This is a genomic window from Azohydromonas australica DSM 1124, from assembly GCF_000430725.1.
In the GTDB taxonomy this organism is placed as follows: Bacteria; Pseudomonadota; Gammaproteobacteria; order Burkholderiales; family Burkholderiaceae_C; genus Azohydromonas; species Azohydromonas australica.
Genome location: NZ_KE387208.1, coordinates 35,448 through 47,475, shown reverse-complemented (window position 1 = coordinate 47,475; position 12,028 = coordinate 35,448). Strand labels below are relative to the sequence as shown.

Sequence of the window (12,028 nt, the reverse complement as noted above, 5' to 3'; positions counted from 1 at the left end):
ACCATCCCGCGCCATATGCAAACGCGCGGTATCCATCTGCAGTACAGCTTCGAGTCCCGCGGCCAGCGCGGGCCCGAAGTCGAGAACCCTTTGTTCGACCTGCTCAACAAGTTGCAGGAGCACGGCTCCATCCGCCATGCCGCCACGGCCATGGGCGCGTCCTACCGCCACGTGTGGGGCTCGCTCAAGCACTGGGAGCAGGTGCTGGGCGAGCCGCTGGTGCACTGGACGCAGGGCCAGGCAGCGCGGCTGACGCCTTTCGCGCAGCGGCTGCTGATCGCCGAGCGCCAGGCGCGCACGCGCATGACGCCACACATCGAGGCGCTGCGTGCAGAGCTGGAGCACGTCCTGGCACAGGCCCTGGACGGCGGTCAGCTGGTGCTGGAGGTCTTCGCCAGCCACGACCTGGGCCTGCCGCTGCTGCGCGAGCTGGCGCAGCAGCGGCAGCTCCACGTCGGGCTGCGCTTCGCGGGCAGCGTGGACGCGCTGCGCGCGCTGGCGCAGGGCCGCTGCACGGTGGCGGGCTTCCACGTGCCGCACCTGCCCGACGGCTCGCCGGTGTTCGCCGCCGCGCTCAAGCCGCTGCTCAAGCCGGGCCTGCACAAGCTCATCGGCTGCCTGCGCCGCCAGCAGGGGTTGATGCTGCGCGGCAGCGGCGCGGTGGGCCGACGGCTGTCCGTGGCCGACCTGCCCGGCTCCGGGCTGCGCTTCGTCAACCGCCAGAGCGGCTCGGGCACGCGGCTGCTGATGGACCACCTGCTGCAGGCCGCGGGCGTGGACCCGGCGGCGATCGACGGCTACCTGGCGCGGCCCGAGGACTCGCACCTGGCGGTGGCGGCGGCCATTGCCGGCGGGCAGGCCGACGTGGGCCCGGGCATCGAGGCCGCGGCGCGCGAGTTCGGCCTGGACTTCGTGCCGCTGACCGAGGAGGACTACTACCTCGTGTGCCTGAAGGACGCGCTGGACAGCGCCCCGGTGCGCGCGCTGCGCGCGGCGCTGGAGAGCCCCGAGTGGCCCGAGGCGCTGCAGGCCCTGGCCGGCTACACCGCGCCCGATGCGGGCCAGGTGCTGTCGCTGACCAAGGCGCTGCCGTGGTGGCATTTCAAAACGCCGAAGAAGGGCCGATAGCACGGGTTGACCCACAAGGCACCGCGCCTTCCACGACCCATGCGCATCAGAACCTGCTTGTCCCTGGCCGCCGCCCTGGCGGCCTTGCTGTGCGGCGGCTGCACCGCCATCGACGCGGAGCAGCAATGCCTCGCCACCCGCGGCTGGAACGACCGCGAGCTGTGCCGCAGCAAGACGCGCAGCGAGCTGCGGGACTACGACCAGCGCCGCCAGGAGATCGTGGACGGCGAGGCGGCGCGCAAGGAGAGCCAGGAGACGCGCGACCGCGGCATGTGCTTCCGCCGCACGGCCACGGGCGAGCTGGTGTGTCCGAACTGAGCAACCGTCTTGGCTGTCAAGCGTGATGCAGCGCCGGATTCCACTGCGAGCCCTGCTTGGCGATGGCGTTGAGCATCGTCAGCAGCTTGCGCATGGCTGCTACCAAGGCGACCTTCTTGCGCTTGCCTGCGGCCAGCAGCCGCTCGTAGTAGAGCCGCACGACAGGGTTGTGGCGCACGGCAACGAGCGTGGCCATGTAGAGGGGGCGTCGCACGTCGGCGCGCCCGCCCCAGATGGCACGCTGGCCGCGCATCTGGCCCGAGTCGCGGTTGAGTGGTGCCACGCCTACGAGTGCGGCGACACGGCGGCGGTCGAGTTTGCCCAGCTCGGGCAACTCGGCCAGCAGCACCGCAACGCTGGCCGCGCCGATGCCTGGCACGCTTTGCAAGGCCGCGGCGAGTTCGGCGTGGTGGCGCTACAGTTCAGCGTCGGCCAGCGGCTTGACGAAGCGCTCGCGTTCGGGGTGCTGGTGCAGCACACGGGCAAAGCTGGCAAGCATCTTTGCGTCCAGCGCATCGGTCTTGGCCAGCGCACCCACAAGCGCGTGCGAAGTCGCGCGCCATGCGCGGGTTAACCACCGCCACAGCCAGCCCCGCGGCCTGCACAGCGCACGCCGCCTCGAACTCGTAGCCGTCTGTGGCCTCCAGCACCACCAGCGCAGGCTGCAGCGCCACCAGCTGCGTCACCAACTGCTCAATGCCGGTGCTGTCGTTGCTCGCCTGCCAGGTCTTGGCATGGTCACTGCTGGCTACTTCCAGCGTCTGGCTCGACACGTCGATGCCCACGAAAACAGAGTCGGACACGTCCTCTCGCTCCCATCCTTGTCTATGCGAACTGCGGGTTCCTACAACCGTTCGGGCTGCAAGAGAGGACGGTCCGGCTCACGCGCCCAGTGCTCAGTGACGGGCTTCCAACATCAACCCAGAGGCGCGTCGGGCTGCGTGAGCCGGTCCGATGCCTCGCTTTAAAGATACAAGGCGCGTGCTCCCGCGCTGAGGCGCCGCCGTGTCCCGCTTCCTGCACTTGACCCGTGACTACGCCATCGAGCGCACGCGCCGGCGCCTGCAGCGCGAGGGCTTCCCGCGGCTGCAGATGGCGCTGCTCGTGGCGCTCACGGGCGGCGCGGGCTTCCTCGCCTCCTTCGCGCTGCTGCACGCGGGCGTGCACGGCATGGCGTGGCGCTACCCGCTGGCGCTGGGCGTGGCGTACCTCTTCTTGCTGTGCCTGCTGTGGCTGTGGCTGCGCACGCGGGCATCGGACTGGCTCGACCTGCCCAACCTGCCCAGCGGCTCGTCCGGACGCCGTGGCGGCGGCGCGGCCGAAGCGCCCTTGCGCAGCCGTGGCGGCGGCGATTTCGGCGGTGTGCGGTGCCAGCGCGGATTTCACGGTCACCGAAGCCTTCGGGCCGGCGCTGCCCGAAGTCGAGCTGCCCGATGCGAAGTTGCCCTCGGTGAGCGACGCCGCCGGTGCGGCGGTCGATGCGGACGAATTGGCGATCCCGCTGCTGGCCCCGCTGCTGGTGCTGGGCCTGGCGCTGGCCTCGCTGTGGGTGGTGTGAACGGCGCCGGCGCTGCTGTCGGAAGTGCTGGTGGACGGCGCCTTGTCTTTCACCCTTTACTGCCACCTGCGGCGCACGGAAACGCGGCACTGGTTCACGACCCCGTGCGGCGCACCTTGGTTCCTTTCCTGCTCACGGCCGTGTTCCTGGCGGTGGCGGGCAGCGTGCTGTCGGCCGCGGCACCGGGGGTGCGCTCGATCGGCGAGGTGGTGTGCGGTACCAGCGCGCCGCGCTGAGACGCCGTACCAGACTGAAGACACGGGCCAGTCGGACGGTGGCTTTTCATCCGGCGTTCGAGACGACGGATTGAACGGGCCTCAGGCTTAGAACACCGCCAGCCACACCTGATCCGTTCGGGAGCGAGGCCGGTCAACGATGCCTACGAGTACGCCCCTACGCGCACCATGCTCACGATCAGATCCACCACCAACCCATGCTGTTCAGGCTTGAGCGATCCCACCGCTCGCTGGAACAAGGACTCGTGCGCGGTAAAGAGCTTGCCGGCGCGCACATAGCTCACCCGCTGCAGGCTCCCTTCGACGAAGTTCTCGTTCTGCAACACCACCGCATGCGGATCCGCGTAAGGATTGCTGGTGATCTGGCACAGCAGCCAGTCGCCCCGGCCGGCCGAAGCCAATAACAGGGCCGGGCGCAGCTTGCTGGCAGAGAGGTCTGAGAACGGGAAAGGCCGTAGGATCACTTGCCGGGTTGCAAATGAGCCCACGCGGCCTCCTCTTCGTCACGCAACCAGTCCTGCGCCAACGTCGGCTCGCTCAACGTGGCACCGCACAGCGCCGTGTTCGCCGGCATGACTTCATCGATGAAGGTCACCAGCACACGCCGCGGCTTTCCGGCTGCCTGTGGCGGCGGGGTATCGAAGAACTCCAGGTGGCCGTCGGGCTGCAGAACGGCTTCGTAGGTTTGCAACATGGGGCGTGTCCTCGTAGGCGCCGGCATCGTGCCGATCATGCGCAAGCCTGCCTCAGTTTTCGTGCCCGGGTGCTCCAGGCTGCTATGCATAAAACACCGCCAGCCATACCGTCGGCCGGTCCGGGTCGGTCCACGTCACCTTGTGGCGCACGTGGGCCGGAATGTCCACGTGGTCGCCCCGGCGCAGCTCCAGCTCGCACCCGTCCTCGAACAGCAGCCGCCCCGCGCCCTCCAGCACCAGCACCCACTCGTCCTCGTCCTGGTCGAACCAGCCCTCGGCGGGCGCGGTGTGGCCTTGCGAGACGATGCGCTCGATGCGCACGCCGCCGCGCTTCAGCAGCGTCAGGAACTGCTCCTGCGCCGAAGGCCCGGGCATCGACACGAAAAGATTGGCTGCGGCAGGCAGATTCATGGACGGTCCGCTACGGGGCCACAGCCTGCGCCGCCGGTTCCGACGTCGTCGGTGCCAGCAGCTTCAGCCCCAGCTTTTTCAGGGGCGCCTTCCCGGGCAGTTGGCTGTTGAAGGCGCCGTGGTACTTCAGCGCCGGCCTGCCCTGCAGGTTCAGGCGCAACCAGCCGTCACCCCAGGGGTCGGAAGCGAAGCCGCAAGCGGCGAGGAAGTCGCGGCAGCTCGTGTTGACCCCGTTGTCGTTGAGCTGAGCCGTCATGGAAGGCATGGACCAATGCTCCAGGCCATGGCGCAACAGCGTGTCCATCACACCCTGCTCGATGTCCAGGCCCATGATGCGGCGGCTCATCACGAACTGCTCGATGCAGTTATGCTTGATCAGCACCAGGCCCGCCACGCCGTAGGCGGCATAGCGGTCCTCCACGGAAACGCATACCACCCGGTGCTCCGCCGTGAAGGACTCGAAGGCCTCGCGGCTCCAGCGCTGCCCCGTGTTGTTGAATTGGCTCGTCCCGTTCAGCAGCTCCAGGCTGCGCTCGAAGGCCGGGTCCTCGCTACCTTCCAGCTGCCGTATATCCACCTTGATTTCCAGCCCCTGTAGAAACGATTCCCGCGACAGGCCGGAAACCAAGTCCTGCTGCGGCGCAACTGCGTTCTGGGCCTGCTCGCTTGTCGCCGTGGAATTGCGGCCCAGCCGGGCCGCCTGGGTTTCCGGAGCCAGTAGCAGGACTCTGCGCCAGTAATAGTGGTAGCCGTGCAGGACCCGGATGTCCGGAAACGCCGCCTTGATCTCGGCACGCTGCACGGGATGGCCGTCGATGAAGAGCACCGCATTCGGCGCGATGCCGGTCTCCCGCATGATGGTCAACATCATGTCGCTGCCGGCCGCAAAACCGCACTGGACCGAAGCGAAATGGGTCAGCGGGAACCGTTTGCCATACAGCCTGGCCCAGGCCTGCTCGACCAGATGGCGATGATTTCTAGACAGAAGGGCCAGCAAGCCGCCGCGGTCCCGGAAATACGAGAGCGCTTCTAGCAATCCCGCCGGCCAACCCTCCACCATGCCCACATCGACGCTGTCCATGGTTTCCAGCCCTCCCTGCCACAGCGTGTCGCCCAGGTCCAAGACGATCAGCTTGACCGGCTGCACGGGATTGGCAATGCGGAAGGCGCCAATGGCCTCCAGCCACAGCGCGTTGCGAAACAGCTCTCCCGCCACCATGAAGTGCTCGTGCAGCGGCGGCGCAGCCTCGATGCGCGACTCGTCCTTCAGGTTGCCGGGCCAGTAACCGCCGTACGAGAAAGGGTGCAGCAAATCGTCCTGGAACAGCTTCTTGCCATAGAAGGACGTAAGCGCATCCACGTCGAGCACATGGGCGTTGCCGAGCAGCGCCACCAGGGATTCCAGGTCATGATTCAAACGTGCCACGAAATACTGTGGGTTGCGCAAATCATGGTAGGGCACGAGCTTACCCAGCGGATTAACCGCAGGCACCATGAAATTGACGACGAAACTGAGCAGACCGCCCTGCTTATTGTACTCAAGATACTGCGAGAACAGGGCCTTCAACGTGGCCGCGCTGCGCTGGAAAATGGCCTCCATTTCGGAATCCGTTTTGGCGGAGCCGCCCCAGAGGGCATGATCTGGCAACACGGACCGCAGCGGAATCTGGACGAGCTGAAAATCGTATTCGGCCAATTCCTCATCCGAGCGCGCAGGTAGGCTTGGCGCTTGGTTGACGAATACGAAATCCACCGGGGTATTAGTGGGATTGCGGTGCTGGAATTGCCATTCCAGGGCGACGGAATGCCCGATCACGAGAGCTTTGCGCGGCAAATGCGTTGGCGTGCCGCCCAATTCCACGGGATTCAACGCCGCCGCGGCGTTGTGCAGCTTGAAAAGCGTCTGCTTGAGGAAGGCAGAGCGTGTCCGGTAGTTGTCCATGGCCATGTGTCACGTTCGGTCGGCGGCGATTGTGGACCCTGGCTCCCGGCACGCGGGAGGCGGCCGGCGCCGCAGCGCGGCAGTCCGGCACAAAGTTCACGCCTTTACTGCGCGCCGGCGTTCGGGAAGAACAGCTGCTCGCCGTTGATCTTGTAGGCCGCGATGGTGGACTGCCCCGCCGGCGACACCACCCAGTCCGCGAAGCGCTGCGCCTCCTTCACCTTCACGTGCGCATGCTTGGCGGGGTTCACCACAATCACGCCGTACTGGTTGAACAGCTTCTTGTCGCCCTCGACCAGAATGCTCAGGTCGCCGCGGTTCTTGAAGCTCAGCCAGGTGCCGCGGTCCGCGAGCACGTAGGCGCCGCTGGAGGCGGCGATGTTGAGCGCCGGGCCCATGCCGCAGCCGCATTCCTTGTAGCCCGCGGGTTTGCTGGCCGCCATGTCCTCGCCGGCCTGCTTCCAGAAGCGCAGCTCGGCGGAATGGGTGCCGCTCTTGTCGCCGCGGGAGATGAACGGGGCACCGGCCGTGGCCAGCTTGCCCATAGCGGCGGCCACGTCCTTGCCCCTCACGCCCGCCGGATCGGCCTTAAGCCCCACCAGCACGAAGTCGTTGTACATGACGGCTTGGCGCTTGATGCCGAAGCCCTCGGCCACGAATTTCTCCTCGGCCGGCTGGTCGTGCACGAACACGATGTCGGCATCGCCGCGCCGGGCCATGTCCAGCGCCTGGCCCGTGCCCTGCGCCACCACGCGCACCTCGATGCCGGTTTCCTTGGTGAAGGCCGGCAGCAGGTGGCCGAAGAGGCCCGACTGCTCGGTGGAGGTGGTGGAGGCCATCACGATGAACGGCGCCTGCTGCGCCTGCGCGCTGCCCAGCGCGGTCCACAGGACGGTCGCGCCGGCCAGGAAGGTGCGCAGCAGGGTACGGCGGGAGCTCAATGCCATGGCAATTCGCCTTTCAGGAATAGCGCCGCCTCGGGCGGCAGCGGGTCGTTGAAGAAACTTTCCACGGGCCGGTCCACCACCAGGCGGCCGTCCTCCAGGTAGATCACGCGCGTGGCCATGCGCTTGGCCTGGCCGAGGTTGTGGGTGCTCATCACCACCGTCATGCCCTCGGCGGCGAACTCCAGCACCAGCGCCTCCACCTCGCGCTTGGCCGCCGGATCCAGGCTGGCCGTGGGCTCGTCCAGGAACAGCAGCTCCGGATGCACCGCCCAGGCCCGCGCCAGCGCCAGGCGCTGCTGCTGCCCGCCGGAGAGGACCCGCGCGGGCCGGCCGGCATGCGCCTCCAGCCCGACGCGGCGCAGCGCGTCCTCGGCACGCGCGGCGCGCTCGCCGCGCGGCACGCCCGCCAGCCACAGCGCCAGCAGCAGGTTGCGCCGCACCGACAGGCGCAGCAGGAAGGGGCGCTGGAACAGCATCGCCTGCCGCGGCTCGCGGGCGTCGGCACCGCGGCGCACGCTGCGCTCGCCGCTGCAGCGCAGCTGGCCATGCAGCAGGCGCAGCAGGGTCGTCTTGCCACTGCCGTTGGCGCCCAGCAGCACGATACGCTCGCCCGCGCGCACGCGCAGGCTCACGGGCTGCAGCACTTGGCGCTCGCCCAGCCGCACGGCGGCGTCGCGCAGCTCGATCAGCGCCTCGTCGCGTTCCAGCTCGGTGCCGCCGAGGGCCGCGGCGGCGGCGTGCGGCAGCAAGCCAAGGTGCAGCGGCGCGTTCACCGGGCCAGGCTTTCCGCCGGCTGCAGGCGGCGCAGCGTGGCGATGAAGAGGTTGACCAGCGCCACCACCGCCAGCAGCAGCACGCCCAGCGCCAGCGCCTGGGCTAGGTCGCCCTTGCTGGTCTCCAGCGCGATGGCGGTGGTCATGACGCGGGTGATGCCGTCGATGTTGCCGCCCACGACCATCACCGCCCCCACCTCGCTGATGGCGCGGCCGAAGCCCGTGAGCAGCACCGTCATCAGCGCCATGCGCTCGTGCACCAGCAGCAGCAGCGCGCTTTGCAGCGGCCCGGCGCCCATGGAGCGCAGCTGCTCGCCGTTGCCGCGCAGCGCGTCGGCCACGAGCTGGCGCGTAAGTGCCGTCACCAGCGGCAGCACCAGCACCGTCTGCGCCACCACCATCGCCCCGGGCGTGAACAGCAGCCCGTACTGGCCCAACGGCCCCGAGCGCGACAGCAGCAGGTAGACGCTCAGGCCTACCACCACCGGCGGCAGCGCCAGCAGCGTGTTGAGCACCAGCAGCAGCACACGCTGCCCGGGAAAACGGCTCACCGCCAGCCAAGCGCCGCCGACCAAGCCCAGCACGGCGGCCAGCGCGCTCGCAGCGCCGCTGACGGACAAGGAGAGAAACACCACCTGCCACAGCCGCGCGTCGGCCTGGGTGATGAGGGCGCCGGCCGCCTGCAGGGATTCGGTGAAACCGTTCATGGACTACATCTGGGGGATTGCGCAGCGCAAAAAGCGGCCTGCTGACACATTCGGCCGGGATTGTCAGCGAGCCACTGACCCCCGGCGATATGTCAATCAGTGCATAAGTCGTGGCGGCTACAGTGCCGTGCATGCGATTGGCACAAATTCTTTTTTCCCAGGGCTTCGGCACGCGACGCGAATGCGCCGGGCTGGTCTATTCAGAACTGGTTGAGGTGGAGGGCCGCGTCGTGGACGACCCGGACGCCGACTTTCCCACCGACGGCCTCGTCTTCCGGGTGCGCGGCGAGCCGTGGCGTTATTTCGAGAAGGCGCTAGTGCTGCTGCACAAGCCTGCCGGCTACGAGTGCTCGATGAAGCCTAAACACCATCCCAGCGTGATGAGCCTGCTGCCGCTCCCGCTGCGCACGCGCGGCCTGCAGCCAGTGGGCCGCCTGGACGAGGACACGACCGGCTTCCTGCTGCTCACCGACGACGGCACGCTGCTGCACAAACTGACCTCGCCTAAGCACCACGTGCCCAAGATCTACGAGGTCACGCTGAAACACCCGGTGGACGAAGGCCAGGTGCAGCGGATGCTGGCCGGCGTGGTGCTGGACGACGACCCTTCTCCCGTGCGCGCCGCCGCCTGCGAAGCCACGGGCGAGCGCTCATTGCGCCTAACGCTGACCGAAGGCAAGTACCACCAAGTGAAACGCATGGCCGCGGCGGTAAGCAACCGGGTGGAACAGTTGCACCGCAGCGCGATGGGGTCGTTGACGCTGGGCGAGCTGGCACCGGGAAAGTGGCGCTGGGTGGAGGCGCAGGAGCAAGCGGCGCTGGGGTTAAAAGCGGGTTGAGCTGACGAAGGGCCGTCATGGCCGTGGGCACTCCCTGGACGCGTAAGCCTCGTTGAGCACCCGCGCCAGCCGCAGCCCGGCTAAACCGATCTGCCGCATCAGGATAGGTGTAGGGCGCTCCAGGTAGGCATCGTCGAGCACGGTGTCAGCCAGGACCCAGACCCGCCCGCCCAGCCCGTGGCTGGCTTGGTCAAGTCCGCGGGCGAGCCGCCGTCCACCGACGGCATCCGGGCTTCGGCCGAGGACAGCCAGCCGCTTTCCACCTGTGCTGCCAGCGCGTCCCAGGTCGAAGCCAGCTTGCCGAGCAGTCGGTAGTCCCAGGCCGCGTGCAAGGTGAAGGCGATGGGCTCCGGCGCGCACATGTCGTCGCACAGCGGGCTGTGGGCCGCCGGCAGCTTCACCGACACGCTCGTTGCCGCCGCGGACGTCACCATAGGCATACAGGGGCTGGTAGATGTTGGCCACCAAGCGCATGGTTTACTTCAGGGCCGTGCGCTGGGCCTCTGGCGTGGGGCGCAGCGCAGGTCGTTTGCAGCCGCAGCCGCTGCAGTCGGGCCACCACGCAAGCATCGGACGCCTCCGGCTTGCCGCAATGCTTGGTCAAGTTTTAGCTTGTGTCCTTGTCCGGGATGCTTACGAAATGCTACCTTCCGTGGCCGGCTGTTGGGCGCGGATTTCATCCAGCCAAGTCGCCACGGCGGCCAGCGACAAACCCTCCCTCAATACCTCGGCCACCGAGGCGGCAGCGGGCGTAACCCGGTGCTGGGCGATTTCGGCAATCGCCGAGTGACCGACATTGCTTCGGGCAAAGACGGAATTGCGGCCGGTGGCGAGCGCAAATCTTGAACATGGCTGTGTGTTTCTAGGGCGTTTCAAGCACCTTTCTCAGTTGCCAAGTGCATGAAAACTTTGAGCAGCATGAGGACAGCGACCGGCTCATCCTGTCGCACTGGGGGTAAGGGAAGCTTTGGGCACGCAAGCGTCACAGGCTGGGGCTCGGTCCCTCGCGGCCCCGCTCGGACGCCCGGCCCAGCGCGCGCTGCTGCTGTATCTCGTGCCCCTGGCCCCGCCAGTGCTCCAGCACCTCCGGCGCGTCCCAGGCCCGCGCGGCCACGCGCCGTGCGTAGTCCTCAATCCCACCCGGCTGGCCGCGCTCGATGTGCGGTGAGCCTTCGCGCAAGGCCCGCTCGATCTCCTGCCGCGAGAAGCGCCCGGACTTCGCCAGCTCGATCGCCACCGTCCAGTCCATGCGCTGGTAGTCCCCCGCCGCGCCATGGCGCCCCAGGAAGCGCTGCGCCTGCTGTTGGTACGCCAGCAGCGCGTCCCGCTGCCAGATGTGATCCGGCGCGGCTTGGATCGCCTCCAGCCGCGCCGCCTGCTCCTGGCGCTCCCGCTGCCACTCCAGCCACTCGTCGATGTGCCGCAGCAGCGCCGGCCCTTCCGCTGCCACCCGGCCCGGGCACTCGTGGGCCAGCACGTAGGGTTGCCGGTCGTCGCACCGGAGCTCCGGCGCCTGGTGGGTGAAGCCCGCCAGCCGGCCCCAGGCGCGGCTGCTGGCGCGCTCCACCGTGCCCCCGTAGTGCTGGGCCATCGAGCGCGCCGCCAGCTCGCGCACCTCGGCCGGCACCGCGCCCGCCGACAGCTTCACCCACGCCTGGAACCGCCCCGGGCTGGCCTCGATGGTCGCCGCCGGCGTCAGGCCCCTCTCGGCCAGGCTCGCCAGTGCCGGCCGCTGCAGCCCGTCCACCAGCACGAGGCCATGCCCGTCACCCTCGGGCCGAATGAACACGTCGTGGCCCCGCACGTTCATTCGCTTGAGCCACGCCACCGACTGCTCCAGCTCCTGCGCGCTCCAGCTCCGCTTCTCCACGGCTCCAGTCTGCGCCTCGCGCAAGGCCACTTCCAGCCGCGCCACCCCCAGCGCCCTTACTTGCGCTTGGAGGGCTTCAAGGCTTCGATCACGGCCGGCTTCAGCAGCTCGGCCACGGCTTGCGGGTCCAGCTTCACGTCCGGCGACCTCGGGGGCGCCACCCAGAGCCAGAACACGCTCACGAGCGCCGCCGAGATAAGGCCCGTCATCCCGGCCAGCACGTAGTGGCGCCATTCCAGCCGCTGGCCAGCCGACTCCAACCGCGCCCCGGCTTGCGCCGCCTGCGCGGCGGCCTGGTTCCAGCTCTTGGCGGCTTCGTTCATCTGGCCGGTGAAGGTTTCGCCCTGCTCGCGGGCCTTGCCCTGGATCTCGGCCAGGGTGGTTTTCGTCTCGTCCACGAGCGCCGCCATGGCCTGCGCCAAAGGCTCCAGCTTCGCGGCCAGGTCCTCCACGCTCTGGTGCCGCGCCTGCCTCAAGTCCTCGATCTGCCCGCTCAACTGCTCCAGGCGCTGCGCGCTCGACGCCGCGGCGGACAGCCGCAAAGTCTCGGTCTTGCTCATACCCGATACCCCGCTTTGCCAGACCCGCCGGCGTGTAGCCCCGG

At 68.4% G+C, this 12,028-nt stretch carries 16 protein-coding genes and 1 pseudogene; 5 read left to right on the top strand and 12 right to left on the bottom strand.

All coding sequences use genetic code 11. The features are described from left to right. Nucleotides 1–15: 15 nt before the first annotated feature. On the top strand, nucleotides 16–1,128 hold the full coding sequence (locus tag H537_RS46225; RefSeq protein ID WP_043460579.1) for a substrate-binding domain-containing protein: 1,113 nt from the start codon (nucleotides 16–18) through the stop codon (nucleotides 1,126–1,128). A 57-nt stretch (nucleotides 1,129–1,185) separates the two neighbouring features. Beyond that, complete coding sequence (locus H537_RS0129260) at nucleotides 1,186–1,446, top strand: hypothetical protein (protein ID WP_029000699.1); 261 nt, start codon at nucleotides 1,186–1,188, stop codon at nucleotides 1,444–1,446. A 16-nt stretch (nucleotides 1,447–1,462) separates the two neighbouring features. Here H537_RS0129260 and H537_RS50415 read toward each other — a convergent pair. Beyond that, a pseudogene (locus H537_RS50415) lies at nucleotides 1,463–2,249 on the bottom strand (IS110 family transposase). Nucleotides 2,250–2,785: 536 nt separating this feature from the next. Between H537_RS50415 and H537_RS0129250 the strand changes: the two are divergent. Next, entirely contained in the window at nucleotides 2,786–3,004 is a 219-nt protein-coding gene (locus H537_RS0129250; protein WP_029000698.1) for a hypothetical protein, read from the top strand. Between the two features lie 104 nt (nucleotides 3,005–3,108). Further along, nucleotides 3,109–3,240, top strand: coding sequence for a hypothetical protein (locus H537_RS56355; protein WP_259375249.1), 132 nt, complete (start codon nucleotides 3,109–3,111; stop codon nucleotides 3,238–3,240). A gap of 143 nt (nucleotides 3,241–3,383) precedes the next feature. Here H537_RS56355 and H537_RS0129240 read toward each other — a convergent pair whose 3' ends face one another. From H537_RS0129240 to H537_RS54625, 7 genes are all read right to left on the bottom strand, one after another. Then, nucleotides 3,384–3,728, bottom strand: a complete 345-nt coding sequence (locus H537_RS0129240; protein ID WP_029000697.1) for a MazF family transcriptional regulator — start codon at nucleotides 3,726–3,728, stop codon at nucleotides 3,384–3,386. After that, complete coding sequence (locus H537_RS0129235) at nucleotides 3,701–3,934, bottom strand: hypothetical protein (protein ID WP_029000696.1); 234 nt, start codon at nucleotides 3,932–3,934, stop codon at nucleotides 3,701–3,703. Before H537_RS0129235 ends, H537_RS0129240 begins: the two co-directional genes overlap by 28 nt. An 82-nt stretch (nucleotides 3,935–4,016) precedes the next feature. Next, nucleotides 4,017–4,346: a cupin domain-containing protein gene (locus H537_RS0129230; protein ID WP_043460576.1), complete on the bottom strand. Its 330-nt coding sequence runs from the start codon at nucleotides 4,344–4,346 to the stop codon at nucleotides 4,017–4,019. A gap of 10 nt (nucleotides 4,347–4,356) precedes the next feature. Continuing rightward, nucleotides 4,357–6,294 carry a hypothetical protein gene (locus H537_RS0129225; protein ID WP_029000694.1) on the bottom strand — a complete coding sequence of 646 codons (1,938 nt, stop codon included), beginning with the start codon at nucleotides 6,292–6,294 and terminating at the stop codon, nucleotides 4,357–4,359. Nucleotides 6,295–6,392: 98 nt separating this feature from the next. After that, a complete protein-coding gene (locus H537_RS0129220) occupies nucleotides 6,393–7,235 on the bottom strand; it encodes an ABC transporter substrate-binding protein (RefSeq protein WP_043460574.1) in 843 nt (280 codons plus the stop codon). Further along, a complete protein-coding gene (locus tag H537_RS54630; RefSeq protein WP_029000692.1) occupies nucleotides 7,226–7,942 on the bottom strand; it encodes an ABC transporter ATP-binding protein in 717 nt (238 codons plus the stop codon). The genes H537_RS0129220 and H537_RS54630 overlap by 10 nt, the downstream gene beginning before the upstream one ends. Before the next feature lie 62 nt (nucleotides 7,943–8,004). After that, nucleotides 8,005–8,715: an ABC transporter permease gene (locus tag H537_RS54625; protein ID WP_029000691.1), complete on the bottom strand. Its 711-nt coding sequence runs from the start codon at nucleotides 8,713–8,715 to the stop codon at nucleotides 8,005–8,007. 131 nt (nucleotides 8,716–8,846) lie between these two features. Between H537_RS54625 and H537_RS0129205 the strand changes: the two genes are divergently transcribed. Next, nucleotides 8,847–9,554, top strand: coding sequence for a pseudouridine synthase (locus tag H537_RS0129205; RefSeq protein WP_029000690.1), 708 nt, complete (start codon nucleotides 8,847–8,849; stop codon nucleotides 9,552–9,554). Between the two features lie 98 nt (nucleotides 9,555–9,652). On the opposite strand, the gene H537_RS0129200 is transcribed toward H537_RS0129205, so the two are convergent. The 4 genes from H537_RS0129200 to H537_RS0129190 form a co-directional block, all read right to left on the bottom strand. Further along, nucleotides 9,653–9,994 carry a hypothetical protein gene (locus H537_RS0129200; protein ID WP_043460571.1) on the bottom strand — a complete coding sequence of 114 codons (342 nt, stop codon included), beginning with the start codon at nucleotides 9,992–9,994 and terminating at the stop codon, nucleotides 9,653–9,655. A 193-nt stretch (nucleotides 9,995–10,187) separates the two neighbouring features. Next, nucleotides 10,188–10,430: a S1/P1 nuclease gene (locus tag H537_RS56890; protein ID WP_084151023.1), complete on the bottom strand. Its 243-nt coding sequence runs from the start codon at nucleotides 10,428–10,430 to the stop codon at nucleotides 10,188–10,190. A gap of 106 nt (nucleotides 10,431–10,536) precedes the next feature. Then, nucleotides 10,537–11,424: a DNA-primase RepB domain-containing protein gene (locus H537_RS0129195; RefSeq protein ID WP_043460642.1), complete on the bottom strand. Its 888-nt coding sequence runs from the start codon at nucleotides 11,422–11,424 to the stop codon at nucleotides 10,537–10,539. Nucleotides 11,425–11,480: 56 nt separating this feature from the next. Further along, nucleotides 11,481–11,984, bottom strand: a complete 504-nt coding sequence (locus H537_RS0129190) for an IncQ-type mobilization protein MobB (protein WP_029000687.1) — start codon at nucleotides 11,982–11,984, stop codon at nucleotides 11,481–11,483. Between the last annotated feature and the right edge of the window lie 44 nt (nucleotides 11,985–12,028).